Genomic DNA, 24551 nt, shown 5'->3' with positions numbered 1-24551 from the left:
GTATTGAACCTGTGCCAAGCGCCCGGTTACTATGCAGCCTCTCTATCAGCGACACCAAGCACCCCAACAGGAGGTTTTCATGAAAAAAACAGTATTGGCTGCTGCGCTGGCAGCTCTGGTCTCCCTGCCCCTGGTAGGCCACAGCAAGACGCTTACCTGGTCCAGCCAGGGTGACTTCATGACCCTGGACCCCCATGCTCAGAACGAAAACCTCACCATCACGGGCAGCATGTATGTCTATGAGCCCCTGGTGGACTACGACAAAGACTTCCAGATCGTGCCCAGCCTGGCTACCGCCTGGGAGCAGCGTGAACCCACCGTCTGGCGCTTTACCTTGCGCGAGGGTGTGAAGTTCCACAATGGCGAACCTTTTACGGCTGACGACGTGGTGTTTTCCATCCAGCGCGCCATGGCGCCAACGTCCAACTTCAAGGCCTACGTCAACGGTATCGTCAAAGCAGAAAAGGTGGACGACAAGACGGTGGATATCATCACCGCCGCCCCCAACCCCGTACTGCTGCGCCAGTTGACCAGCGTGTTCATGATGAACAAGGACTGGGCTGAAAAGAACAAGGTCACCCAGCCCCAGGACTTCAACAAGAACGAAGAAACCTTTTCGGCTCGCAACACCAACGGTACTGGTCCTTACAAGCTGAAGTCGCGTGAAGTGGACGTGCGCACTGTCTTTGTCGAAAACGAAGAATGGTGGAACAAGGGCAACAAGGTAGGCAACATCACCGAAGTGGTCTATGTGCCGATCAAGCAGAACGCCACCCGCACCGCCGCCTTGCTGTCCGGCGAAGTGGACCTGGTTCTGGACCCACCGGCACAGGATTTGCAACGCCTGCGCCAACAGTCCAAGATTGTGGAAGGCAACGAATACCGCACCATCTACCTGGGTCTGGATCAAAAGAGCCCCGAGCTGAAATACAGCAGCATCAAGGGCAAGAACCCGTTTGCCGACCAGCGTGTCCGTGAAGCCCTGTATGTGGCCATCGACATTGAAGCCATCAAGAAAGCCGTGATGCGCGGTTCCTCCGCCCCCACCGGCACCATGGTGGCCCCTCAGGTTCACGGCTACACCAAAGAGCTGGCCCAGCGCCTGCCTTACAGCCAGGATCGCGCCAAGGAACTGCTGAAAGAAGCCGGTTACGACAATTCCCTGACCTTTACCCTGGATTGCCCGAACGATCGCTACATCAACGATGAAGCCATCTGCCAGGCCATCGTGGGCATGTGGGCCAAGGTCGGCGTGAAAGCCAACCTGAACGCCATGCCACGCGCCACCTACTTCCCCAAAGTTCAGAGCTACGACAGCAGCGCCTACATGTTTGGCTGGGGCGTGCCGACCTTTGATGCGCTCTACACCCTGCAAAGCCTGATGCACAGCAAGGGCGAGGGCGCTGACGGCTCCTTTAACTTCGGTAATTACGAAAACGCCGAAGTGGACGCCTTGATCGATCAGATCAAGACCGAAACCGACGTGGCCAAACGCGATGCTGCCATCCACAAGGTTCTGGAAATCCATGCCAAGGAAGTGGGCCACATCCCCTTGCATGACCAGATCATTCCCTGGGCCATGGCCAAGAAGGTCAACGTGATCCACCGTGCGGACAACCGCCTGCTGGCTCAATGGACCACTATCGACTAAGTTTTTCCCCACCCCAGCCCCGCCTTCGTGCGGGGCTGGTTCCCATTACCTTGTAGTCATCCGTTTCTACACCAGCCCCCTTGCCGGGCCCTTTCTACACATTAAGGACGACACTGGTCGCGAGTGATCCTCGCGCTCTACCAGGAGACCGCCTATGCTGGTATTTATTATTCGCCGTCTCATCCAGGCTGTTCTGGTGATGCTGACGGTCAGCCTTCTGGCTTTTGTGCTGTTCCGCTACATTGGTGACCCGGTCACCATCATGCTCGGACAGGACGCCACCGAACAAGATCGCGTGGAACTGCGTGCCAGCCTGGGGCTGGACCAACCCGCCCCCGTGCAATTCGCCCGCTTTGTCTCCCAGGCCGTACAAGGCGAATTTGGTCTGTCCCTGCGGCAAGCCCAACCTGTTTCCACGCTACTGAAAGACCGCCTGCCTGCCACGGTAGAACTGTCCGTGGTGGCCGCCATACTGGCCCTGCTCATTGGCCTGCCACTGGGCGTCTACACCGCCTTGAAGCGCAATGGGTTCATGGCACAGAGCATTCTGGCCTTTTCCCTGCTGGGGATCTCTCTGCCCACCTTCCTGATCGGTATCTTGCTGATCCTGATCTTCTCGGTACAGCTGGGCTGGCTGCCCAGCTATGGCCGCGGGGAAGTTCTGAAGTTTGGCTGGTGGAGTACCGGCCTGCTTAGCTGGGACGGGATCAAGCATTTAATCCTGCCCGCCATCACGCTCTGTTTGTTCCAGCTCACCTTGATCCTGCGTCTGGTGCGCTCGGAGATGCTGGAAGTGCTGCGCGCCGACTACATTAAATTTGCTCGTGCCCGTGGCTTGTCACAACGCGCCATCCACTTTGGTCACGCCCTGAAAAACACCATGGTGCCGGTCATCACCATTACGGGTCTGCAACTGGGCGGCATTATCGCTTTTGCCATCGTGACAGAAACCGTTTTCCAATGGCCAGGCATGGGTCTGCTGTTTATCCAGGCCGTGCAGTTTGCCGACATCCCCGTGATGGCCGCCTACCTCTGTCTGATTGCCCTGGTCTTTGTGGTGATCAACCTGCTGGTGGACTTGCTGTATTTCCTGGTCGATCCACGTCTGCGCACCCAATTGTCGGGCGCCAAGGGGCATTAATATGTTCGCTAAATTGAAAAATGCCTGGGATAGCGATCTGGTCTGGTCCTGGCGTCACTCCCCCGTGGCCATTGCGGCCACCATCATGGCCCTGCTGCTGTTTATCGGCGCACTGGGTGCCCGCTGGGTTGCTCCTTACGACCCATTCGATCTGACCTCCATCGACCTCATGGATGCCTTGCTGGCCCCGGCCTGGTCGGAAAACGGCTCCCCCCAATACTGGTTGGGGACCGACAGCCAGGGCCGCGATCTGTTTTCGGCGCTGCTGTACGGGACGCGTACCTCCTTGCTGATCGGACTGGCCTCGGTGGCCCTGTCCATGATCGTGGGCATCGTGCTGGGGCTTCTGGCCGGTTACTCCGGTGGCCGTGTCGATGCCTTCATCATGCGGGTGGCCGATGTACAGCTGTCTTTCCCGGCCATCCTGATTGCCTTGCTGATCGACGGCGTGGCCCGTGCCGTCTTCCCCTTGAGCATGCACGATGTTGTGGCCTTTCCTGTGCTGATCGGGGCCATCGCGCTGGCCGGCTGGCCACAATATGCCCGTACCGTGCGCGGTTCCACGCTGGTGGAAAAGAACCGTGAATACGTGCAGGCTGCTCGTGTCATTGGCGTGTCCTCGCCACGCATCATGTTCAGCCATGTACTGCCCAACGTCATGGGTCCGGTTCTGGTCCTGGCTACCGTGCATCTGGCCACCGCCATCATTACCGAGGCCACCCTGTCCTTTCTGGGCGTGGGCGTTCCAGCCACCTCGCCGTCGCTGGGCACCCTGATCCGCATCGGTAACGACTTCCTGTTCTCGGGCGAATGGTGGATCACGATCTTCCCCGGCCTGATGCTGGTACTGCTGGTGCTGTCGGTCAACCTCCTGGGCGACTGGTTGCGTGACGCCCTGAACCCCAAATTGAGCTGAGCCATGACTGCACTCTTAACTGTCCAAGACCTGTGTGTCGAATTTCCGACCCGGCGCGGCGTGCTCCAAGCCCTGGATCATGTGTCCTTTTCCATCGCTCCCGGCGAGGTGCTGGGCGTGGTGGGCGAGTCCGGCGCCGGCAAATCCCTGACGGGTTCCTCCATTATTGGTTTGCTCGATGCCCCCGGCCGCATCAGCGGTGGCCAGATCCTGCTGGAAGGCGAGCGCATCGACAATCTGAATCAGGACCAGATGCGCAAGATTCGTGGCCGCAAGATTGGCGCGATTTTCCAGGACCCGCTCACGTCGCTGAACCCGCTCTATACCGTAGGCCATCAGTTAGCCGAGACCATCGTCACGCACCTGCCCCTGTCCTGGAAACAGGCACGGGAGCGCGCCATCGAATTGCTGGAAGCCACCGGCATCCCGGCCGCGCGTGAGCGTATCGACCACTATCCGCACCAGTTCTCCGGCGGCATGCGCCAACGGGTGGTGATTGCGCTGGCCCTGGCGGCCGAGCCCAAGCTGATCGTGGCCGACGAACCTACCACCGCCCTGGACGTGTCCATTCAGGCGCAGATTATCGACCTGCTCAAAACACTCTGTCGCTCGCAAGGCACTTCGGTCATGCTGATTACCCACGATATGGGGGTGATTGCCGAAACCGCCGACCGCGTGGCGGTGATGTACGCCGGTCGCATCATCGAAGTGGGCCCGGTGCAAGATGTCATTCAACAGCCCAGCCACCCCTATACCCGTGGTCTGATGCGTTCCATCCCCAATCTGCACGGTGGGCTGGAACGTCTGGAACAAATCCCCGGCAGCATGCCGCGGCTAAATGCCATTCCGCCCGGCTGTGCGTTCAATCCACGCTGCGACCGACGTTTTGATCGCTGCCTGGTCGAACGCCCCGAGCTGATGCCCGTTCCCCCTCAGACACAGGCAGCCTGCTGGCTGCATGCACAGGAGTCCGCATGAGCGCCCCAAAACAAGCCCTGGTCCAGGTCAAGGACGCCGCCTGCTGGTTTGATGTGTCCCCGCCCTTGCTGGAACGTCTGGTCTACCGCAAACCCAAAGTCAATCTGCGCGCGGTCGATGGTGTCAGCTTCACCTTGAACAAGGGTGAAACCCTGGCGCTGGTGGGCGAATCGGGCTGCGGCAAATCCACGGTGGCCCGTTTGCTGACGGGCCTGTATTCGCTGACACGCGGCGACATTCTGTTTGATGGTCAGTCCCTGCAATCCATGGACAAGGCCAGCCAGAAAGCCATGCGCAAGCGCCGTCAGATGATTTTTCAGGACCCCTATGCCAGTCTGAATCCACGCTGGCGCGTGGGCCGCATTATTGCCGAGCCGCTGGTTACCCACACGGACATGAGCCCTGCCCAGCAGCAAACCAAAGTGGCCGAGCTGCTCACCCAGGTAGGCCTGAACGCCAGTGATGCCCAGCGCTATCCGCACCAGTTCTCCGGCGGTCAGCGTCAGCGCATCTCGATTGCCCGTGCTCTGGCCTTGCAGCCCGAGTTCATCGTCTGCGACGAACCGACCTCGGCGCTGGACGTGTCGGTGCAGGCACAGGTCCTGAACCTGATGAAGGATTTGCAGCGCGAGCTGGGGCTGACCTATCTGTTCATCTCGCACAACCTGGCCGTGGTGCACCACGTAGCCGACCGGGTGGGTGTCATGTATTTGGGCCGAATTGTGGAAATTGCGCCACGCGACGACTTGTTCGCACAGCCCCGTCACCCCTACACGCGCATGTTGCTGGGAGCCATTCCCGACATGAGCGGGGCGGGTAAAAGCCGCATTCCGGTAGCGGGCGAAGTCCCCAACCCGCTAAACCCACCTTCGGGCTGTACATTTCACCCGCGCTGCCCGCTGGCCAATGATCGCTGTCGCCGCGAAGCCCCGGCCTTGCTGCAAACCGGGCCGCAGGAAGTGGCTTGTCATGCCGTAGAAGAAGGGCGCGATCAGGCTTGATGTAAAAACGCTGCGGTCACTGTCAAAGGCAGTGGGTGCAGCGTTTCTTTTATTCTTGTCGACAACCACGCCTGAATGCGCAGGGTGAGGATGTCCTGATGAACAGCCGGGCCATGACGGCCCGGCACTGCCAGATCAGTTTTGTGCAGCGGCAGGCGCGAAATCAGCCAGATGGCAGGACAGGATATCGGCAATAGCACGATCATCCAGGCCACGCGAACGCAGATCCGCGGACAGGGCATCCACGTCGACCCGGGCCAGTGGGCGCTCGGCACCGCGAGGACGCTCGTCGCGTACCACACGGAAGTCGTAATCACGCTGGGCCGTTTTGGCCACTTCATAATGCATGACTTCGTCCACTTCATTTTCAGGCGTAAACGTCAGCACGGTAGGGCGCAGGGAATACAGATCTTCGGAGTTCATCACGTATTCAGTGGCGCAAATGATGACGGTGTCGCCTTTTTGACAGGTGCGGGCTGCCGCGCCGTTCAACACCACGCAGCGCGAGCCGGGTTCACCGAAAATCACATATGTAGAAATACGGGCTCCGCTGTCCTTATTCCAGATTTCCACAAACTCCATGGGTAAAATGCCCGCTTGTTCGCAGATTTCCGGATCCAGGGTGATCGAGCCGTGATAGTTCAAGTCGGCACCGGTCACCTTGATACCATGCAGCTTGGCACGGACCACTTTTTTCATGACAACACTCTCTAGAAACAGGTCCCCGAATACGGACACCTAAGCTTGGCTAACACGCGGTTTGCGCCGCGCCCTTAGCCCGATCAGGGCTGGGGGAAAGACTGCATCATAAACCCAGAAATGCGCGCAAATCCGTTTAGACCCACAGATTTGTACGGGAAAACCACAGGTCCAATGATTTTCCTGGCGGCCAGTCTGTGCTGTAATCCCCTCTGCCGCCTCGCACCGGTCTTTTTTATTTTCAATACGATACCGCTTTCCATGCCCAACCTGCTCATCGAGAATATTCACAAACGCTACGGCTCCCTGGAGGTCCTCAAGGGAGTCTCTCTCAGCGCGGAACCCGGTGACGTCATCAGCCTGATCGGTTCCAGCGGTTCGGGCAAAAGTACTTTCCTGCGTTGCATCAATTTCCTGGAAACACCCAACTCCGGCCGTATCGTCATCAAGGGCGAGGAGCTGAAAACCCGTCTGGACCCCAAAACGGACGAGCTGGTTGCGGTCGACAAGCAACAACTCAAACGCTTGCGTACCAGTCTGGCCATGGTTTTTCAGCACTTCAACCTGTGGTCTCACATGACCGTGCTGGAGAACATTACGGCCACGCCCATTCATGTACAGGGCATGGACAAGGCCCAGGCCATTGCCAAAGCCGAACAGTATCTGGACAAAGTGGGGCTGTCGCGCGATCTGGCCAAGCAGTACCCGGCCTTTTTGTCCGGCGGCCAGCAACAACGTGTGGCCATTGCCCGAGCCCTGGCCCTGGAGCCCGAAGTCATGCTGTTTGACGAGCCTACCTCGGCACTGGACCCGGAGCGGGTCGGTGAGGTATTGCGCGTTATGCAGAATCTGGCCGAAGAAGGGCGCACGATGGTGGTGGTCACTCACGAAATGAGCTTTGCCCGCAATGTGTCCAGCAAAGTGGTGTACCTGCACGAGGGCCTGATCGAAGAAGAAGGCCCACCGGAAGAAGTGCTGGTGTCGCCACGCAGCCCTCGATTGGCACAATTCCTGGCGGCGGGTGGTTCGTCCAAGGGCTAAGATCTGCGCCTACGGTGCGCAGTGCGGCTTGACGGGTCTTTGACGGCCTCTTTCAGGTCGCTCAGATCGACAGGTCATCGGGCTAGTGAGAAGCAGCAAGTTCGCTGAGCCTGCCCGACTGCGACATTACCGAAACACCTGATAGCCGGAGCGCCGGGCCGCCGGATGTGCCTCGACAGGCCAAACCGCCTAAACACTCCGGCTCTCCCTGAGCCCACATAAAACCAACGGCGCCTTGCGGCGCCGTTGGTTTGTCATCCTGGGCATCCTTGCCTGCAAGCCTGCTCAATAGCGGCCCAGCAGCGCTTCTGACGCCTGTTGCTTCATGCCGCTCAGGACTTGGGGCGTGGCATATCAAACAAGGTCAGGTCTGTAATCTCAAAATAATCGCCGGGGCCGCCACCACGCAGAATCGGGCGGGGGATGGCGGTGCGGTAAATGCCGTCCACAATGCTGTTGGGCGACACATGCACACCCACCACTTCACCCAGAACCATCCAGGTATTCAGGTCCTTGCCTTCCGAGTCTTTCAACTGAAAATGGGTCGTCACCTTGCACTCCAGCGAGGCAGGGCTCTCGCCCACACGGGGGGCATCGATCAGGCGGGAGTCCGCAGGTGTCAGGCCAGCAACTTCAAATTCGCGCACGTCCTGTTCCAGGCTGGTCATGTTCATGGGCTCGGCCAGATCACGCGTGGCCAGGTTCCAGGTAAAAACGCCGGTTTCAATGGCGTTGCGCACGCTATCCTTGTAGCCCACGCTGGAAAAAGCGATGACGGGAGGGCGGTAGTTAAACACATTGCAGAAACTGTATGGGGCCAGATTCAGCACGCCATCCTTGCTTTTAGTGCCGATCCAACCAATGACACGAGGACCCACAATCGAGCTGATGGGGTCGTGGCGCAGTCCATGGCCTTGGGTGGGTTCATAAAAGTGAAAGTCTTTCTGCACGGTTCTCTCGATTAATAAACACAAGAAACTAAACGGGACTGCGGGAAATCCCGATGGCCCACTGATATACTTTACAACTAAAATAAAGCCGCTGCAAACCGTTGAAACTCAAGGTTTTACGTCTCCTTCCTGTCTTTCAGAACCATCTAGGCGCATGAAACATGGAAAATAAGCCCGATCACTGGGCACGTGTAGCTTCTGCTGACCTGGAACAGGTGCGCAAATCTGTCAGCGACATGATCAAGTCGCACCAGCTCAAGCAGTTACGTGCCGACCAGACCCTGCAAACCCGGCTGCGCCACGCCCAGTTTGGTCAGGTCGCCTTGAGCCGCCTGGGCTATGGCGCCGACGTCCACATTCAACCCGATCATCTGGCCGGTTTTTACCTGATCCAGATGCCTCAGTACGGCACCGCCAAGGTGCGCTGCGGCAATCAGACCGTGGACTCCAGCCCCTATGCGGCCACCATCCTCAACCCCAACGAGGATGTGGATATGATCTGGCACGCCAATAATGAGCAATTAATGCTCAAGATCGATCGCAATCTGGTCGAGCAGGCCGCCCGCGGCATGGGCCTGGATGTGGGCCCGCAAGGTTTGCTGTTTCCGGTGCGCCTGCAGGCGCATACCCAGCCTTCCTGGCAAATCATGCTGCGTTATGTGCTGGACTGCGCGCGCAACTACGAGGACATCCGACGCTCTCCGCTGATTATCAACCAGCTGGAGCAATTGGCCGTGACGACCCTGCTGGACCTGCACCCGCCTGCCCAGATTCAGCCGGTCAACCCGACCCGCATCCTGCCGCGCCATCTGAAAAAAGTCGCCAGCCATTTGCATGAACAGGCTCACCTGCCTGTCACGGTGGACGAGCTCAGCGCCATTGCGGGCGTCAGTTCGCGCACGTTGCAACAGGCTTTCCGGGATCACTACGGGGTCAGCCCCATGCAGTATCTGCGCCAGGTTCGGCTGGATCGTCTGCGCCACGAACTGATTCACTCCAACGAACCGCATCTGACACTGGCCGATCTGGCCATGCGCTGGGGCTTTGCCCACCAGGGCCGTTTCAGTGCCGAATACCGCAACCGCTTTGGCGAAACGCCCAGCGAAACTTTGCAGCGGGTGCGCGGCGGTCAGCACTGAAGCAGCGCCTCACCCTTTCAGGATGCGCTGGGCCGCCAGATAGCCGGACTGCCCGCCCAGGCCTGGACCCGGATGCACCGACGCACCAATATGGTGCAGATTGCGCCAGGGGGTGGCGCCACTGCGCGCGTTCTTGTGTCCCGCAAAAGGACGCATGAAAAAGAACTGATCGGGCGAGCACACACCGCTGTAGGGGTCGCCCCCGACCAGATTCATGTTCAAGGCTTCCAGGTCCGCCGGGCTGACGCTGCGACGCCCGATAATCTTGGCGGCCAAGCCGGGCATGACCGTTTCCAGTCGGGCCTGCACACGGTCGGCCATGGCCTCGCGCACTGCCTCGTTCCAGCGCCCATCAGCGGGCACGGCAATTTCGCCTGCCTCGTCACCTTTGATATGACGGGGCAACTCCTGCATTTGAACCCACAAAATCCAGTGTCCTTCCGGCGCGCGGCTCACATCCACGGCCACCGGCTGACCGACGGCCAGCGTCGGTTTGGCGGGCAGATAGCCATTACTGGCCGTCACCACCGAGGAGCAAACCTGCTCCATGCTTTCGGTGACATGCACCATGGGAACATGGCGCAATTCCGGGTCCACCCAGTCGGGCGGCGCATTCAAGGCAAAATGAATCTGCATGCCGCCCCGGCCATAGTGATAATCCTGGGCAGACTTCACCAGAGCGGGTGGCGCATCCGGCACCAGATCACCATACAGCTGGCCGGGCGTGACATTGCATACCACGGCACGACGCGCCAGATAGCGCTGGGCGCCGACACACACGCCGCTCGCCTTGTTCCCCTCGACCAGCACCCGATCCACATGCGAGTTGGTCAGAACCGCCCCCCCTGCTTGTTCAATAATGCGGGTAAACGCTTTCACAATCTGGTCACTGCCACCTTTGACCACGGGCATGCCGCCGCTGACCACGGCACTGAAGGTCAGCTTGCCGATCAGGGCCGAGCTGGCCTCGTCCGGGCCCAGGCCACTGTGCAGTACCCAGGGCGCAATCATGGCGCGGGCCAGATCGCTGCGCAGATCGCGCATGGCCCAGCGTCGGAAACTTTCCAGGGCCTGCGAACCGAAGGACATCAAGCCATCCAGCCCGCGTTCACGCCAGGCCCCAAAAGCCAGCTTGGCCATCGGCCAGCGGTAAGGCTCGCCCCCGAGCAGGCCAAACACCAGGCCGGCATCCGGGCCAAACATGCGGGCCGCCATGGCTCCCAATGCATCGCCTTCACCCGGCATCACGGCATTGAAACGGCGTACCGTATCGTCCATATCCTGACGCAAGGCCAGCGCCGGTCCCCCCGGAATGGCCAGTCCCGTGCTGTATTCACCCTTGACGAACTCCAGTCCCGCCTTGGCCAGGGGTTCGGCCAGCGCGGCATAAGACGCTCCCCCCATAAAGAGGGGATACCAGCTCGACAGAACATCGTGGGTAAAGCCGGGAAACAGCTCCTCGGTACGGATACAGCCTCCCGCCACCGCATTGCGCTCCAGGACGGTCACCGACAGGCCGCGCTGGGCCAATAGGGCGGCGCAGGTCAGGGAGTTCATCCCGCTGCCGACAATAACGACATCAGCGCTATGCGCGTCACTCATTTCAACGCTCTCCGTCCGGCGTGGTCAGGCTGGCGAAACGACCCCGGTGAAATACCGCGGGCTCGTGCTCGGTCAAGGTGGTGTGACGCACCACACGGCCAATGAACAAGGTATGGTCACCCCCTTCGTGCTGACGGTAGTTCTCGCATACAAAGGTCGCGACACAATCGTCCAGCAAGGGCACGCCTTCCTCGCCATCCACATGCGAGACCAGCGCAAACTTGTCCTTGACCTGGGAATTGGCAAAGCCCAGGGCCACAGGCACCTGCTCCTGGCTGATCACGTTGATGGCAAAGTGGCTGCAGTTCTCAAACACCGCCAGATTGGGAGAATGATTCACCAGACTCCACATCACCAATGGCGGCTCCAGCGACAAGGATGTAAAGGAGTTGATCGTCAGCCCCACCGCCCGGCCATCAGGACAACGTGTGGTGACAATGGCCACCCCCGTTGGAAAATGGCCCAGTGCCTGGCGAAACGCACGGCTATCGACCACATTCAGATTGGACGGTGTGGGTTTGGCGTCAGCGGCTGCCAACGCTTGGGCAGACACGGCCTGCCGCTGGGCAGCGGTGGGGGACGAGGAGTCTTGCAGCGTTGCGGTGGGGGTCATGGTACGTCTCCTTGAATACGGTCTATCAGGCAGCCACAGACTGACTGCGCGTTTTCTCAATCAAATCCTGAGCGGCGGTCAAATCTTCCCAGGCCGGGAACAGCACCGGCGGGTGGTTAAAACTGTTGGCCAGGAAGTGGGCCAGAGCAGGCGATTGCTGGGCCGAAGTCAGCAAGGCGAACGAAGAATCGGTTGGCGGCTTCAACATGGAGTTGGTCCAGCGCACCACCAGATTGGCGTAATCCCAGTAACGCTCAAACGTGGCCTGCATCCAGTCACGGTCAAACGCGCCTTCACCGCGTTGCAGGATGCTGTCCAGATATACCTGGGCGGCTTTGGCAGCATTATTGGAGCCTTGGCCAGTAATGGGATCGTTCACGACGACGGCATCACCCAAGCCCAGCACCATGCGGCCCGACGGCAGGGTCAGCACAGGTTTGCGTACGGTGGGAGGGAACGCGCCAGACAGGTAACCCTGGGCATCGGTCAGTTCAACATTACGGGCACGATCTGCTTCCCAAGGCAGAAATTCACGCAAGAATGACAGGCTTTGTTCCAGATGCGCCTCTGGCGTCTTGGCCTCGCGGAACCGATCCAGCGGACCACCGGGCACCCCTTCAAACACCATGATGTCGCACGGACCCGACAGCGTCAGCGAAGGAAACACAAAGTATTCGCCCACACCCGGAATGAAGTTAAACGACACACGCGAGTACTCAGGCGTAGGCTCCAGACCGTGTACGTAGGTCAGGGCCAGAGCGCGCTGGGGTTTGTCGTACATGGAGCGCTCATCGTCACGCTCGAACAGTTTGACCACTTCGCCCTTGCCGGCAGCCAACATGGTCAGATCGTATTCCTGGGTGATGCGCTCCAGTTCAGCCACGCCCACATCTTCCATGATCAGCTTGCCGCCGCGCTGCTCGAACACTTCCAGCCAGTAAGGCATCTTTACGCGCTGGTCAGTTGCCTGGGCTTCACGATCCAGACGGCCACTCCAATCGACGGCCTTGGTGTCAGGCTGTTCAGGGTTGGGCAGGGCAAAACCGATGCCCTGCACGGGTGGACATTCGTCGTCCCAGAAGTTCAGGCCCAGACGGCGCTCTACATCCAGCGCCTCGGCAAACATGCACTGGCTGGACATCACGCGGCCACCACGAATATCGTCGGGACTGCGGTTGGTGAAAACGGCTACGTCGTAGCCCTTGGCCAAAAGACCGAATGCAACGGGCATGCCAGCCTGGCCAGCGCCCACAATAGCAACTTTACGCATGATTTTTTCCTTCTGAGGGAGCGAGGGATGCCATCGACGCGGCATCCCGGTTTTTCTTATTCAGCCAGCTTGGGGATGGCCGGTACCCCTTGCTCAGGGCCCATGGCCGAGTAACCGCCATCCACGGCGTAATCCGCCCCGGTGACGAAACTGGCCGAATCCGAGAGCAGGAAGGCCACGACTTCACCCACTTCCTGGGGGTCACCCACGCGGCCCAGCATGTGAAAAGCTGAAGCCACACGATCAGTTTTGGCGCGGTCACCGCCGGTCAGCTCATCCATCACGCGCGACCAGATCCAGCCGGGCGAGACCGAGTTGACGCGAATACCGTCAGGGGCAAAGTCCAGGGCCATGCTGCGTGTCAGTTGGAGCAGGGCGGCCTTGGAGACCGGATAGAGCCAGCGTCCGGTTTGCGCAATTGACGAGGAGATGGAGGTGAAGTTGACGATGGAGCCCCCTCGCGGCAACAAGGGGCGCACCGCCTTGGCCGCCTGCACCGCGCTGACCAGATTAATGTCCAGCGCCTTGAGCCAGTCCGCACGGCTGGACGCCATGCCTTCATCCAGATAGGAGCAGGCCAGATTGACCAGACCATCCACACGACCAAAGTGCGCTTTCACCTGCTCAATGGCGGCATTCAGGCTGTCATCGCTGGTAATGTCCACTTCCCAGAATCTGGCCTTGGCAACGTCGTTGCCAACGGCGATCTGCCCGCCTGCGGCATCAATGTCAAACACAGCCACTCGGGCGCCGTAGCCCATCAGCACCTCGACCACGCCGGCGCCCACTCGCGTGGCGCCGCCGGTCACGATGACTACCTTATCCTTCAGTCCTTTCATGTCGCTCTCCTGCCGCGGGCCCTTAGAACGGAACCGCTACTTTTACAAAAAACTGTTTACCTTCAGGACGACCCCGCACACCCAGATCCTGCTGATACTTGGCCGTAATCAGCAGCCCTTTATCGTTGGCGTAACGCAGGCTCGGGCCAATGGCAAAGGAACGGGCCTTGCCATCACCAGCCATGGGGCCATGGTCGCGTTCAATCTGTTGATAGGCGTAACCACCCACACCCAGCACCAGACCGTTCCCGAAGCCCCAGCCCAAGGCGTAGTCCGCATGAATGGCTTTACCCGTGCGGGTCTCGGTATCGCTGTTGCGCATGTTGAAGTCCACCATCAACTTCACATCCCAGTTGATGCCACTGGGCTGCATGTAGCTAAAGGCGGCGGCCGGCTGGATGGCCCAGTAGTTACGACCCAGATTGGCGCTATCGCCCACCTTGTAACGACCGGTAGGCGCGACAAAGTCCACGCCCAGGATGTAGTGCATCTTCTCGCTGGGATGAAAGCCCAGCGCAGGACCGAACACCACATCGCCCAGACCGCTGCGGCGCTGGGACTGACCAGCCGCTTGCGCCTTGACGGTCAGCAGGGGAGCCAGAGCGTGGAACGCCAGTTGCCCACCCAAGACTTGCTGATCGGTCACCCACACCAGGCGAGGGGCCACCATGGCCACATCCACCTTGAAATCGGGAATAGGCAGCTTGTCGCCGTTTTTGTCGCGCACCGAGTCATAGCGCATGGCACCGCCATACATCAGCATATGCACGCCGGGCGGAGGCAAGGCCCCGCTCATGAAGTTTTCCAGACCGTCCGGGTAAATCGGCAAACCGTTTCCCTCAATGGCATAGGCCGGGCCTGCAGCCACAACACCCACTCCCAATGCCACGGCGGCTATTTTCTTTGTCATGTCCCCCACGTCCGTTCTCCTTTTGTTTTTAGATATGACGATGGAGCCAATGGTAGAAGTGCCGTTTGCGCCGGTATATCCACTTTGCGCAGCGCCTGGCCAATAAGCGCAAGAAGCCGCAAAAGCAGGGAAAACCCCGATTTGGTTTAGATTTAAAGAATGACATTCGGTAAAGCTGTTAAACGCTACGTTTCAACGAATGTCTGCGATAATTTCCTGTCTTTCCGCCTGGTCGATATTCCTGTTTACCAAGGCTTCAACACGCAGGGCCGCGGATACGGTGTCATGCCAAGGCCGAGGTCTGCTCACACGTACCGCTGTTCCTTTCAATGAGCTCCAGCCTCCCTTACGCTGAGTCGCGACTCAGCCTGCCTTTGCTCGGCCCCCGTTTTGCTATCTGGACCTTCATTTTCTTTGTGATGCTGGCGCTGACGGCGACCTGGTCCATCTACCGACTCACGCCGATGATTTCGGACGACTTCAGCTATGCCAACAAAGGCATTGCCTGGGACGCAATCGCGCGCCACTACCTGAACTGGAGCGGCCGGCTGGTCTCGGATACCCTTTCCAGCGCTCTGCTCAGTCTGGCGCCACCCTGGTTAAAGGCCAGCCTGGGTACCGCCGCCCTCGCAGGCGTGATCCTGATCCTGTCAGCCCTGGGGGCCAGGCTGGCCGGACAGACACTGCGTCCTTCCATCGTGCTGCTGGTTTTCATGCTGTATTGGCTCATGAACCCGGATCTGGGGCAGACCACCTTTTGGCTGGTGGGGTCAGCCAATTACTTATGGCCCAATCTGTTCAATTTTGGTTTTGCTCTGGCCTATGTCTGGCGTCTGCAAAAAGGGACGACATCGCCGGCAATCGGTCTGGGCCTGTGTGCGCTTGCCGTATTGGCAGGCTGCTCCAACGAGAACACCGGTATCATCAGCTGGTGCCTGCTGGCCGGCCTGAGTATTCAACATTACCGGCGCACGCGATCCCTCGGAACCTGGCCTCTGATCTGGCTGGTATGCATGGGGATCGGAGTCAGCCTGCTGGTATTGGCGCCCGGCAATCAGGTGCGCGCCGAATTCTTTACCGCCTGGTACGACCAGCCTCTGACCTGGCGCCTCTGGGAGCACTTCAGCCGCCGCTTTCCTGATGCCATGTTGCGCTACTGGGGAGTGATCCTGGTCATGCTGGTCTGGCGTGTCTGGAGCGGACCCACCACCAGCGCGCCGGCAAGACGCATGATCTGGCTTCTGGTCGCCGCCTCGCTGCTGGCCAACGCCATCTTGATGCTGGCCCCCAATATCCCCAAACGGGCCTTGAATGGTTCTTTCATGTATCTGCTGGTGGCCCTGTCGATCTACGGACATGATCTGCTGGCTCGATCCGCCCATCGCGCAAACATCCAGCGCGCGCTGACCTTGACGCTGGGCGTGTGCGCCGTACTCTGGCTGGTGTCCACTGCTCTGATACTGCGCAGTTATTACGGCACCTGGCAACAAAATCATGTACGGCAAGCCCTTATTGCCCGGGCTATCGAACAGGGTCACACCCATATCGACCTGCCTGGATATCACTTCAGAACCACGCTGCGCTCAAGGGATCGATTCGATACCTACTTCAATGGCGAGGCCATGGCCAGGTACTACGGTATCGAGGCCAGTATCGCTGAATACGCAGTCAGACAGCATTACGACCTGGGTTCAGGAGCACCGCCCAAGCCCTGATGCCCAGCTCCAGGGCGACATGACCGTACCGATGCCAGCACGCCACACAAGCAAGGACCTGTCAGCACGCGAAAAAAACCCCGCCGTCCTCTTGGACAGCGGGGTCAGGTCCCTGGCAGGGCGCTGTGCGGGCTGCTTTACTTGGCCGCGCTCAGCTCTTTGATCTGCTCACGGAAATAAGCCAGCGCTGCTTTGCCATCCACGCCTTTCTTTTCAGCCGCCTTGATCCAGTCCTCTTCAACAAAGGCCAGACGCTCTTTCAATTGATCGGCCGCCTCACCTTCCAGACGCAGCGTTTTCAAGCCGGCAGCCGTGTGCTTTTCAATCGCCTTTTGCTCGGCGGCTTGCCATTTGGAACCGAAATCATTGGCAATCCACTCGCCACTGATCTTCTCAATAGCCGCGCGGTCGGCCTCGGACAAGCTCTTCCACTTGCGCTCGTTCATGAACAGGTACTGGCTGGATTTACCGAAACCACCTGGGACCGACACAGCGGTCTTGACCAATTTGTCCAGTTTCCAGTTATCCAGCTGGTCGTACTGGAAGTACATGCCGTCGATCACGCCACGCGACAGCATTTCGTAGCTGTCAGAAGCCGGTGCGTTCACGGTCACGATGCCCAGTGCTTTGCCGATGGCATCAAACAGAGGGCTGGGCGAGCGCAGCTTCTTGCCTTTCAGATCGTCAATGCTTTGCACATTGTCCTGGCTGGTGAAGATCACCGTGGCCGGACTGGTCCACATGCCCAGCAATTTCACGCCTTTGTGCTCATTCGCATCCATCATGAATTTTTCATAGGTGCGCCAGTAGGCGACCGAGTTCACACCGCCGTCATCAGTGGTGAACGGCAGCTCAGCAAACTCGATCAAGGGAAAGCGGTTGGCGGTGTAGCTATGAACCGACATGCCCAGATCGGCAATGCCATTGCGCACCAGATCCATGTGCGCCTGCGGCTTGCCCAGCGCATTGATGAACTCGACCTTCACACGGCCTTCGGTGGCTTTTTCCACTTCCTGGGCCCAGGGCTCGAACATATTGGTCACAATGAAGTGGCCAGGTGGCATCCACTGGGAAAAACGCAAAGTGGTCACTTCAGCAGCCACCGACGGCATCGTCGGTGCCAGCGCTGCCGCCGCCAGGCCCAGGCTCAAGGCCAATTTCTTGAAAACACACATCTCGACTCCTCGTAAATTGTTTTGCTGCCGGGTCGTTACGGCCCGGCGGTGTACTGCTGCCCGGATCACCACTGCATCCGGGCCGGGTTTTACATACTGTTTGGAATGACCAGAACAATCCAGGGAACAAACACCAGCAAGAGCAAACGCAGAATGTCCATCATGACAAAGGGTGCAACCCCGCGGATGATGGTGCCCAGGGGAACATCGGGCATCACGTTCTTGATCATGAAAATGTTCAGACCCAAGGGTGGGGTTATCAGGCTGATTTCAGCCGCGACCACCACGATCACGCCAAACCACACCAGATCAAAGCCCAGAGAGGCGACGATCGGGTAAAAAATAGGCACCGTCAACATGACCATGGACATGGTTTCCAGGAAACAACCCAGAACCAGGTAGATGGCACAAATGATCAGGATCACCATGATGGGCGAGACATCAATGCCTTCGATGAAGCTGAGCAACTGATTGGGCAAGCCCGCAACGGACAGGAAGTTGGTAAAGACCAGCGCACCAATGACCAGCGCAAACATGATGGCGGTGGTCTGCGCCGCTTCGATCAGCACCGTCAGGTACATGCGGGGCTGCCAGCCACGACGCTTGAGGGTCAGCAAGAAGGTGGCCGCAGCACCAATGCCGGCGGCCTCGGTCGGTGTGAACACACCGCCGTAAATCCCCCCCATGATGACAATGAACAGCACGGTAATGGCCATCACGCCTTTGGTTGCCTCAAAGCGTTCGCGCCAGCTGGCTTTCTCACCGGGACGGCCCAGACTGGGGTTGATCGCGGTAATAATCATGACCGTGATCAGGTACATCAGCATGGCCACCATGCCGGGCAGGAAACCCGCCGCGAACAGCTTGCCGATATCGGTTTCGGTCAAGATCCCGTACACCACCATCATCACGCTGGGCGGAATCAGAATGCCCAGCGTGCCGCCCGCAGCGATACTGCCGGTAGCCAGACGATCGTCATAGTTGTACTTGCGCATATTGGGCATGGCCACCCGGCCCATGGCCGCTGTAGTGGCCATACTGGAACCACAGAGCGCACTAAAGGCACCACAGGCAACAATGGTTGCCATGGCAAGACCACCGCGCAGGTGACCGATAAAGGCGTGAGCGGCCTTGTACAGGTCTTTGGACAGACCCGAGGCGTTGACCAGGTTGCCCATCAAGATAAACAGCGGCAACACTGTAAAGCTATAGCTCATGGCCGTGTCATAGCTGGTTTGCGCCGCCATGATCAGGGCCGCTTCCATGCCTGTAAAAAAGGCAAAACCCAATGTGCCAACCAGCAACATGCCCCAGGCAATGGGCAGACCCAGAAACAGGCTACCGAGCAGAACAAGCAGTCCGATAATAGAAATCAACATGAAAAAACTCCGTCTTTATCGGCGTGGAGAGCTAAAAATCTTGAGCAAGGCAGCCAAGGTGGCAATGCCGGTCATGATGGCGATGATGTAGGCAAAGGGGGCAATAGGCACTTGCAAGGCGTTGCTCATATCCCCGTACTCGTTCAATTCGGTGGCGTGCTTCCACAAATAGAAAGTGAGCACTGCCAGCATGAAGGTAGAGATCAGATTGATCACAAACTGCTGGACACGACGAGCCGCCGGACCCAACCACGCATCAATCAAACTGACGGTCAGGTGTTGCTGGTGCCAGGTGACACGCGGCAACGCCGAAAAAATCAGCACCCCCAGCAACAGTTCGCTGGCCTCATACGCACCCAGTAAAGGGGCGTGAAACACGTAGCGGCCTATCACGTCCACGGTAGTGATCCCTGTCATCAGGATCAAGATGACCACACAGGCAGTATCCAGAATTGTCTCAACAACCCGTACTACTCCACGTGAACGCACCAGCTCCATTCCTGGCAGATCGTCGTTCATTACAGCTCCACTTATTTTGGCCCGACAAGGCCTGTTTTTTGGGTCATCATGCGCCCCGTAAAACAGGGTCACATTGTTATATTTCTGTTCTAAATAGTTTATAGATGAACAAATCCAGGTAAATAGAAAGAAACCCTTAATTCCATCCAAAATCATGAATTCGTGGTTTCTATCTCACATGGCAAGAATTGGTGTCACAAGACGTCCGGCTGAGCCGATACATGGACAAAAGCCAGCCCTTCACACGGCCTTCAAACCTCGCCGGGCGAGCGCACGGACCCGACAACATTGGCTTGAGACGGGCCGAAAACAGAGCAGACCCGCGCGCTGACGTCCCACATTTGCCATCAGTTGAACGCCACTGCAGAGCCAGGCACCAAAAAAAAACAGGCAAGCGGCCCTAGGTCTGCACCCCAATCCAATCCACCCAAATAAAAACCCCCTTGAGCCGGCAAGGGGGTTTTCAGAGGCAAGCCGGCAAATGGGCTGCGCTTCACGCGCACGTAGGGCGCGATCATCGTCAACCCAGCCGCAAACAGGTCAGATGATCAACGTGCCCACACTGGCACCACCGCAGACATACAGAGTCTGACCGGTGATGAAGCTGTTTTCAGGGTCTGAAAAGAACATCGTGGCGCGGCTGATATCGTCCGCGCGGCCCAGGCGTTTGACCGGAATGGAGGCGGCCAGCTTGGCTTCGCGCTCGCTTCCGGCTTCCACCACGTCGTAAAACATATTGGTGGTGATCGGGCCGGGGGCAATCACGTTGACCGTAATGCCCTGGTCAGCCAGTTCCAGCGCCCAGGTGCGAGCCATGCCCAACATGCCGGCCTTGGTCGCTGCATAGGCAGTCCGGGTTTGCAGACCCAGCGCGCCGCGCGAGGACATCAGCACGATCCGGCCAAAGTGGCGCTCGCGCATACCGGGCACCACCGCCTGGGTAATCTGCAAGGCAGCACCCAGGTGGATCTGGGTCAGACCCTGCAAATCTTCCAGTTTGACCTCATCGAGCAAGGCCGGCCAGATCACGCCGGCGTTATGAATGAAGTGGGTCACATCAAAGCGCTCGGCAATGTCTTTTGCCGCCTTCTCGGTTGCTGCTGCATCCAGCAGATCCACCTGCACGCAGTGCAGACGTTCGTGCGTCCAGGGCAACACATTGCGCGCCATGCTGATCACGGTGTAACCCTGATCGAGCATCTTGCGACAAATGTCTTCACCAATACCGGTGCTGCCGCCCGTCACAATGGCGGTGTATTGAGCTTGTGTCATCTTGTTGTCTCCAGGCAAATTCAGGGTGCAGGGCGCGCTACCAGCACGGCTACGCCACCCGCATCCAGTTCCAGACTCAGGCGCACTTTCTCGTCCGCCTGCCCACCTTCAGGCAAGTGGGCGATGGCGAACGGGCCGCAATCCAGCGCAACGGTACCGATACGCCAGGGCAGTCGTGCCTGAAAGTAGGGCTCGTTGCTGTGATGCAAGGTGGTGGTGGCCTGCAGCACGCCCGTATCGGGCACGGCCTGCCAGTTCAGCGTGGTGTGCAAACAATGGCCGCACACATCGCGGGCGGGATACTGCACCGTGCCGCAGGACGGGCACACTTGCAGGGCAAACTCACCACGCCGTGCGGCGTCGGTAAGGCCAACTGCCGTGGCGCTGCGTGCGCCCGGTGGCAAGATTTGGGTATCGCTCATCACTGCCCCCGTTCCAGCAAGGCCGCGGCAGTACAGATGCCACGGTCATAATTGATCATGCCAAAGCCGGACACCAGACCGATGCGGGCATTGGCCACTTGCATATCACCCGCGGTACCCGTCAATTGGCGCAAGGCCTGAACCAGCCCCAGATAACCACCGGCTGCGCCTGCCTGGCCTACCGACAACTGGCCGCCGCTGGTGTTAAAGGGGAAGCTGCCATCCACGGTAAAGGTGTTCTTGCGGATGAATGCCGGACCTTCGCCCTTGGCGCAAAAACCCAGGTCCTCAAACTGCAGGACGTTGATGACGGGGTAGTCATCGTAGGTTTCCATAAAGTCCACGTCCGCCGGGCTAAGGCCCGCGTGTTCGTAGAAGGCATCCTTGTCCATGGCCCAGCCACCGCGGTACTGAACAGGGTCTTGAGGAAAGGCGTTGTGACGTTCGATGGTGGAGCGGATACGAACGTAAGACAGACCCAGTGCTTCAGCCTGTTCCCGACGCATCACCAGATAGCCTTCGGCACCCGCGCAAGGCATCACGCAATCGAACAGATGAATGGGGTCGGCAATGACGCGCGCCTCCATGTACTGCTCCAGCGTCAACGGCTTTTTCATCAGGGCGTGCGGGTTGCGCAGCGCATTGTCACGCTGGGCCACACACAGCTTGCCGAAATCTTCACGCGTGGCACCGTAGTGACGCATGTAGTAGTCCGTCAGCAGCGCAAAGCTGGCATTGGGGCCACCGGCACCGTAAGGATAGACGGCATCCTGCGAGAAACGTGAGAAGCCTGCCACCGTGTTCTTAAACGATTCCCGGTGATTGGTATCGCCCGCAATGCACGCCACGATCGACGCATCGCCACATTGCACGGCACGCGCCGCACGACGCATGGCAACCACGCCGCTGGCACCGCCCATCGGAATATGGTCCAGCCACCGTGGGCTCATTTGAAAATGCTGCATCACGCCCACGGCGGTGTCGCTGCCCAGCGTGAAGCTGGACACGCACACGCCGTCCACATCGGCTTTCTGCAGGCCGGATTGGGCCAGCAACTGGCCCAATGCCGCACCCAGCCACCAATGGGCGGTTTGCTCGGAATGGCGCTCGTAGGGGATGGTCACCGGAGCGACCAGCACTACATCGTCATAGCCCTGGCGGGCTGCTTGCGGCAAGGCCATGGGCTCAGGCCTCCTGACGTTTTTTCAGGTGATTCGTGTTCACGCAGGCCGGGTTGTCCAAAGCTGCCAGCGCCACGGTTTTCAATTCACCGCGCTGGATCTTGTTGGTCGAGGTCAGCGGCAGGGCATCCACAAACAGGACGTAACCGGGCACCTTGAAGTAGGCCAGTTGGGTCAGACCCCAGCGCACCATTTCCTGGGCGGCCTGTTCACGCTGCTCCTGGGTTTCAATCGGTTGGTGGGGCACCACCAGCGCCATCACTTCGTCGCCACGAATGGCATCAGGCACGGCAGCCACCGCAATGGAGCGCACCAGCGGATGCTGTTGCATGATGTTTTCCACTTCCACGGCAGCGATGTTCTCGCCACTTCGGCGGATCACGTTCTTTTTGCGGTCCACAAAATGCAGGTAGCCTTGCTCGTCACGGCACACAATATCGCCGGTGTGAAACCAGCCGCCTTCCCAGGCCTCGTCGGTGGCTGCCGGATCTTTCCAGTAGCCGGAGAAAAATCCGTAACGTGGGTTGTCCCCAGCCGAGCGCACCAGCAGCTCGCCGTTTTCACCGGCTTGGGCCGGTTCGCCATCGTCCTTGCGCAACAGCACTTCCACCACCGGCATTTCCTTGCCAAAGCAGGAGGTGCCGATAAAGCGTGGCTCGTGATTGGCGATGATGCTGGCACCGGCGCCGGTTTCCGTCATGGCCCAGGCTTCCAGCAAGGGGAAACCGAAGCGTTCTTCAAAAATAGGATGCAGACCACGGTCCACACCGGCGCCAAAACCAAAGCGCACGTGGTGTTGACGGTCTTTTTCGCTGGGTTCGGCCTTCATCAGAATGGCGGGCATTACCCCCAGGTAATGCACTACGGTAGCACCCGACTCGCGCACCGAATCCCACCAGCTGCGTGGATGGAAACGATCCAGGGAGATCAGGCAGCCGCCGGTCTTGACCATGGCCATGGTCGAGCAGGCCATGGCGTTCATGTGAAACAGGGGCAACGGGGTCAGCATGCGCTCCTTGCCATGCTCCAGCGAGGCCAGACCACCAATATCGCGGTACCACTCACCGGCATAATGAAAGTACTGGTTCGACAGCATGCAGCCCTTGGGGCGACCTGTCGTACCAGAGGTGTACAACAGGGCACATTCGCTGTGCTCATCGGGAATGTCACAGGAGCGGGCGGCGGCACGCTCCACCATGGGCGGCACATCGCCGTCGGCCATGATGGCAAAGGGCTGGCCTGCACGCTGGGCCGCTTCTACCAGATCCTGGTGACGGCTGGGCAGGGCAATGGCCATGATCATTTCGGAATGGCCAATCAGGTACTCCAGCTCGGCAGCGCGCAGGTCCGGATTGATCGGCACAATCGACACGCCCAGGCTGTTCAAGGCAAACCAGTGCAGGAAAAATACGGGGCGATTCTCCAGCAAAATGCCGACGCGATGGCCGTGGCCATAGCCCGCGGCGGCGTAAGCCCCGCGCAGGGCGTCAATGCGTTCCAGCGCCTGACCGTAGGTCAGCTCACCCGCTTCAATACCGTAGATCTGGGCGGTCTCAGGCAGGGTACATACAAAGGGCTTGTCGCCCCATTTCTGGGCGGTGTCTCGAAAAGCCTGGTAGACCGTGGTGTTGGCCATCAAAAATTCTCCTGTCCTGTCACATAAACAACTGGATATTGCCAAAGGGCGCGTCGCAATTGAGCAGATCCACCCGTTTGAGCCGGATTTTCAACGCGTCGTCCTGGCGCACCAGGGTGTAGGTACTCCAACCTACATAGATATCCTGCTTGTCGCCGCGCGTTTCCGTGTAATGGAAGGCGCAACGTACCGTGTATTCGCCTTTTTCCTCGTCCATGCTTTCCACCGTGGGTAGCTGGAGCAGGTGATGACTGCGGCTTTTGGGCTGCTGGGAAAAAGTGCGACGGCCAGCCAGACGCTCAACACGAATACGCAGCAAAAGCTTGTCCTCGTGCATCAGGGAGGCATGCAATCGGGCGTCTTGCTGATCGTGTGCCAACGGCATCCAGTAGTAACCATCTTCGGTAAACAGATCGAGCCATTGCTCATAATGCTTTTCATCGAGCAGGCGGGCTTCCGCATACACAAAATCGATAAGGGCCTGACGGCTGATTTCGCTCAT

The 24551-nt window shown here is 59.0% G+C and carries 23 protein-coding genes; 8 read left to right on the top strand and 15 right to left on the bottom strand.

Going from position 1 to position 24551, the window contains the following annotated elements; all coding sequences use genetic code 11:
* Nucleotides 1-79 precede the first annotated feature (79 nt).
* From ACOZ42_RS00380 to ACOZ42_RS00360, 5 genes are all read left to right on the top strand, one after another.
* Nucleotides 80-1651, top strand: a complete 1572-nt coding sequence (locus ACOZ42_RS00380) for an ABC transporter substrate-binding protein (RefSeq protein ID WP_003800630.1) — start codon at nucleotides 80-82, stop codon at nucleotides 1649-1651.
* A 154-nt stretch (nucleotides 1652-1805) separates the two neighbouring features.
* Nucleotides 1806-2792 carry an ABC transporter permease gene (locus ACOZ42_RS00375; protein ID WP_131071126.1) on the top strand — a complete coding sequence of 329 codons (987 nt, stop codon included), beginning with the start codon at nucleotides 1806-1808 and terminating at the stop codon, nucleotides 2790-2792.
* A gap of 1 nt (nucleotide 2793) precedes the next feature.
* A complete protein-coding gene (locus ACOZ42_RS00370) occupies nucleotides 2794-3708 on the top strand; it encodes an ABC transporter permease (protein WP_003800632.1) in 915 nt (304 codons plus the stop codon).
* 3 nt (nucleotides 3709-3711) lie between these two features.
* Entirely contained in the window at nucleotides 3712-4686 is a 975-nt protein-coding gene (locus ACOZ42_RS00365; RefSeq protein ID WP_003800633.1) for an ABC transporter ATP-binding protein, read from the top strand.
* Nucleotides 4683-5687, top strand: a complete 1005-nt coding sequence (locus ACOZ42_RS00360) for an ABC transporter ATP-binding protein (protein WP_426345407.1) — start codon at nucleotides 4683-4685, stop codon at nucleotides 5685-5687. Before ACOZ42_RS00365 ends, ACOZ42_RS00360 begins: the two co-directional genes overlap by 4 nt.
* A 135-nt stretch (nucleotides 5688-5822) precedes the next feature.
* Here the strand turns inward: ACOZ42_RS00360 and panD are convergent, their stop codons facing one another.
* Entirely contained in the window at nucleotides 5823-6386 is a 564-nt protein-coding gene (gene panD / locus ACOZ42_RS00355; RefSeq protein WP_003800635.1) for an aspartate 1-decarboxylase, read from the bottom strand.
* 261 nt (nucleotides 6387-6647) lie between these two features.
* Between panD and ACOZ42_RS00350 the strand changes: the two genes are divergently transcribed.
* On the top strand, nucleotides 6648-7427 hold the full coding sequence (locus ACOZ42_RS00350; RefSeq protein ID WP_003800636.1) for an ABC transporter ATP-binding protein: 780 nt from the start codon (nucleotides 6648-6650) through the stop codon (nucleotides 7425-7427).
* A 332-nt stretch (nucleotides 7428-7759) separates the two neighbouring features.
* Here ACOZ42_RS00350 and ACOZ42_RS00345 read toward each other — a convergent pair whose 3' ends face one another.
* Nucleotides 7760-8377, bottom strand: coding sequence for a flavin reductase family protein (locus ACOZ42_RS00345; protein WP_003800637.1), 618 nt, complete (start codon nucleotides 8375-8377; stop codon nucleotides 7760-7762).
* A gap of 161 nt (nucleotides 8378-8538) precedes the next feature.
* Between ACOZ42_RS00345 and ACOZ42_RS00340 the strand changes: the two genes are divergently transcribed.
* Nucleotides 8539-9516: an AraC family transcriptional regulator gene (locus ACOZ42_RS00340; RefSeq protein ID WP_003800638.1), complete on the top strand. Its 978-nt coding sequence runs from the start codon at nucleotides 8539-8541 to the stop codon at nucleotides 9514-9516.
* A gap of 9 nt (nucleotides 9517-9525) precedes the next feature.
* Here the strand turns inward: ACOZ42_RS00340 and ACOZ42_RS00335 are convergent, their stop codons facing one another.
* Genes ACOZ42_RS00335 through ACOZ42_RS00315 form a run of 5 tightly spaced genes read right to left on the bottom strand, consistent with a single transcriptional unit; the run spans nucleotide 9526 to nucleotide 14750 of the window.
* Nucleotides 9526-11118, bottom strand: coding sequence for a phytoene desaturase family protein (locus ACOZ42_RS00335; RefSeq protein WP_059318405.1), 1593 nt, complete (start codon nucleotides 11116-11118; stop codon nucleotides 9526-9528).
* Nucleotide 11119: 1 nt separating this feature from the next.
* Nucleotides 11120-11731, bottom strand: a complete 612-nt coding sequence (locus ACOZ42_RS00330; RefSeq protein WP_003800641.1) for a flavin reductase family protein — start codon at nucleotides 11729-11731, stop codon at nucleotides 11120-11122.
* 25 nt (nucleotides 11732-11756) lie between these two features.
* Nucleotides 11757-13001 carry a styrene monooxygenase/indole monooxygenase family protein gene (locus ACOZ42_RS00325; RefSeq protein WP_003800644.1) on the bottom strand — a complete coding sequence of 415 codons (1245 nt, stop codon included), beginning with the start codon at nucleotides 12999-13001 and terminating at the stop codon, nucleotides 11757-11759.
* A gap of 56 nt (nucleotides 13002-13057) precedes the next feature.
* The gene (locus tag ACOZ42_RS00320) at nucleotides 13058-13840 is read right to left on the bottom strand and encodes an SDR family oxidoreductase (protein ID WP_003800645.1); all 783 of its coding nucleotides are present in this window, start codon (nucleotides 13838-13840) and stop codon (nucleotides 13058-13060) included.
* 22 nt (nucleotides 13841-13862) lie between these two features.
* Entirely contained in the window at nucleotides 13863-14750 is an 888-nt protein-coding gene (locus ACOZ42_RS00315) for a SphA family protein (RefSeq protein ID WP_003800647.1), read from the bottom strand.
* A 329-nt stretch (nucleotides 14751-15079) separates the two neighbouring features.
* Between ACOZ42_RS00315 and ACOZ42_RS00310 the strand changes: the two genes are divergently transcribed.
* Nucleotides 15080-16465, top strand: coding sequence for a DUF6056 family protein (locus ACOZ42_RS00310; RefSeq protein WP_003800650.1), 1386 nt, complete (start codon nucleotides 15080-15082; stop codon nucleotides 16463-16465).
* Nucleotides 16466-16602: 137 nt separating this feature from the next.
* Here the strand turns inward: ACOZ42_RS00310 and ACOZ42_RS00305 are convergent, their stop codons facing one another.
* The 8 genes from ACOZ42_RS00305 to ACOZ42_RS00270 form a co-directional block, all read right to left on the bottom strand.
* Nucleotides 16603-17640, bottom strand: coding sequence for a TRAP transporter substrate-binding protein (locus tag ACOZ42_RS00305; RefSeq protein WP_426345406.1), 1038 nt, complete (start codon nucleotides 17638-17640; stop codon nucleotides 16603-16605).
* 89 nt (nucleotides 17641-17729) lie between these two features.
* Nucleotides 17730-19019: a TRAP transporter large permease gene (locus ACOZ42_RS00300; RefSeq protein ID WP_003800654.1), complete on the bottom strand. Its 1290-nt coding sequence runs from the start codon at nucleotides 19017-19019 to the stop codon at nucleotides 17730-17732.
* A 15-nt stretch (nucleotides 19020-19034) separates the two neighbouring features.
* Nucleotides 19035-19538 carry a TRAP transporter small permease gene (locus ACOZ42_RS00295; RefSeq protein WP_003800657.1) on the bottom strand — a complete coding sequence of 168 codons (504 nt, stop codon included), beginning with the start codon at nucleotides 19536-19538 and terminating at the stop codon, nucleotides 19035-19037.
* Nucleotides 19539-20078: 540 nt separating this feature from the next.
* The gene (locus ACOZ42_RS00290) at nucleotides 20079-20810 is read right to left on the bottom strand and encodes an SDR family NAD(P)-dependent oxidoreductase (protein WP_003800659.1); all 732 of its coding nucleotides are present in this window, start codon (nucleotides 20808-20810) and stop codon (nucleotides 20079-20081) included.
* A gap of 20 nt (nucleotides 20811-20830) precedes the next feature.
* On the bottom strand, nucleotides 20831-21232 hold the full coding sequence (locus ACOZ42_RS00285) for a Zn-ribbon domain-containing OB-fold protein (protein ID WP_003800661.1): 402 nt from the start codon (nucleotides 21230-21232) through the stop codon (nucleotides 20831-20833).
* On the bottom strand, nucleotides 21232-22413 hold the full coding sequence (locus ACOZ42_RS00280; protein ID WP_003800664.1) for a thiolase family protein: 1182 nt from the start codon (nucleotides 22411-22413) through the stop codon (nucleotides 21232-21234). The genes ACOZ42_RS00285 and ACOZ42_RS00280 overlap by 1 nt, the downstream gene beginning before the upstream one ends.
* Before the next feature lie 4 nt (nucleotides 22414-22417).
* Nucleotides 22418-24049: an AMP-binding protein gene (locus tag ACOZ42_RS00275; protein WP_059318409.1), complete on the bottom strand. Its 1632-nt coding sequence runs from the start codon at nucleotides 24047-24049 to the stop codon at nucleotides 22418-22420.
* Between the two features lie 19 nt (nucleotides 24050-24068).
* Nucleotides 24069-24551, bottom strand: a complete 483-nt coding sequence (locus tag ACOZ42_RS00270) for an aromatic-ring-hydroxylating dioxygenase subunit beta (RefSeq protein WP_426345405.1) — start codon at nucleotides 24549-24551, stop codon at nucleotides 24069-24071.

The sequence above is a fragment of the Alcaligenes sp. HNGD-HTN06 genome (assembly GCF_049932565.1).
Classification (GTDB): Bacteria; Pseudomonadota; Gammaproteobacteria; order Burkholderiales; family Burkholderiaceae_B; genus Alcaligenes; species Alcaligenes ammonioxydans.
This window is presented reverse-complemented; position numbering and strand designations above follow the sequence as displayed.

What these genes read in the sequence shown, in the direction of transcription:
- ACOZ42_RS00380 (WP_003800630.1), top strand. Translation starts at nt 80, where the DNA reads ATGAAAAAAACAGTATTGGCTGCTGCGCTGGCAGCTCTGGTCTCCCTG.
- ACOZ42_RS00375 (WP_131071126.1), top strand. Translation starts at nt 1,806, where the DNA reads ATGCTGGTATTTATTATTCGCCGTCTCATCCAGGCTGTTCTGGTGATG.
- ACOZ42_RS00370 (WP_003800632.1), top strand. Translation starts at nt 2,794, where the DNA reads ATGTTCGCTAAATTGAAAAATGCCTGGGATAGCGATCTGGTCTGGTCC.
- ACOZ42_RS00365 (WP_003800633.1), top strand. Translation starts at nt 3,712, where the DNA reads ATGACTGCACTCTTAACTGTCCAAGACCTGTGTGTCGAATTTCCGACC.
- ACOZ42_RS00360 (WP_426345407.1), top strand. Translation starts at nt 4,683, where the DNA reads ATGAGCGCCCCAAAACAAGCCCTGGTCCAGGTCAAGGACGCCGCCTGC.
- panD (WP_003800635.1), bottom strand. Translation starts at nt 6,386, where the DNA reads ATGAAAAAAGTGGTCCGTGCCAAGCTGCATGGTATCAAGGTGACCGGT.
- ACOZ42_RS00350 (WP_003800636.1), top strand. Translation starts at nt 6,648, where the DNA reads ATGCCCAACCTGCTCATCGAGAATATTCACAAACGCTACGGCTCCCTG.
- ACOZ42_RS00340 (WP_003800638.1), top strand. Translation starts at nt 8,539, where the DNA reads ATGGAAAATAAGCCCGATCACTGGGCACGTGTAGCTTCTGCTGACCTG.
- ACOZ42_RS00335 (WP_059318405.1), bottom strand. Translation starts at nt 11,118, where the DNA reads ATGAGTGACGCGCATAGCGCTGATGTCGTTATTGTCGGCAGCGGGATG.
- ACOZ42_RS00330 (WP_003800641.1), bottom strand. Translation starts at nt 11,731, where the DNA reads ATGACCCCCACCGCAACGCTGCAAGACTCCTCGTCCCCCACCGCTGCC.
- ACOZ42_RS00325 (WP_003800644.1), bottom strand. Translation starts at nt 13,001, where the DNA reads ATGCGTAAAGTTGCTATTGTGGGCGCTGGCCAGGCTGGCATGCCCGTT.
- ACOZ42_RS00320 (WP_003800645.1), bottom strand. Translation starts at nt 13,840, where the DNA reads ATGAAAGGACTGAAGGATAAGGTAGTCATCGTGACCGGCGGCGCCACG.
- ACOZ42_RS00315 (WP_003800647.1), bottom strand. Translation starts at nt 14,750, where the DNA reads ATGACAAAGAAAATAGCCGCCGTGGCATTGGGAGTGGGTGTTGTGGCT.
- ACOZ42_RS00310 (WP_003800650.1), top strand. Translation starts at nt 15,080, where the DNA reads ATGAGCTCCAGCCTCCCTTACGCTGAGTCGCGACTCAGCCTGCCTTTG.
- ACOZ42_RS00305 (WP_426345406.1), bottom strand. Translation starts at nt 17,640, where the DNA reads ATGTGTGTTTTCAAGAAATTGGCCTTGAGCCTGGGCCTGGCGGCGGCA.
- ACOZ42_RS00300 (WP_003800654.1), bottom strand. Translation starts at nt 19,019, where the DNA reads ATGTTGATTTCTATTATCGGACTGCTTGTTCTGCTCGGTAGCCTGTTT.
- ACOZ42_RS00295 (WP_003800657.1), bottom strand. Translation starts at nt 19,538, where the DNA reads ATGAACGACGATCTGCCAGGAATGGAGCTGGTGCGTTCACGTGGAGTA.
- ACOZ42_RS00290 (WP_003800659.1), bottom strand. Translation starts at nt 20,810, where the DNA reads ATGACACAAGCTCAATACACCGCCATTGTGACGGGCGGCAGCACCGGT.
- ACOZ42_RS00285 (WP_003800661.1), bottom strand. Translation starts at nt 21,232, where the DNA reads ATGAGCGATACCCAAATCTTGCCACCGGGCGCACGCAGCGCCACGGCA.
- ACOZ42_RS00280 (WP_003800664.1), bottom strand. Translation starts at nt 22,413, where the DNA reads ATGGCCTTGCCGCAAGCAGCCCGCCAGGGCTATGACGATGTAGTGCTG.
- ACOZ42_RS00275 (WP_059318409.1), bottom strand. Translation starts at nt 24,049, where the DNA reads ATGGCCAACACCACGGTCTACCAGGCTTTTCGAGACACCGCCCAGAAA.
- ACOZ42_RS00270 (WP_426345405.1), bottom strand. Translation starts at nt 24,551, where the DNA reads ATGAGCGAAATCAGCCGTCAGGCCCTTATCGATTTTGTGTATGCGGAA.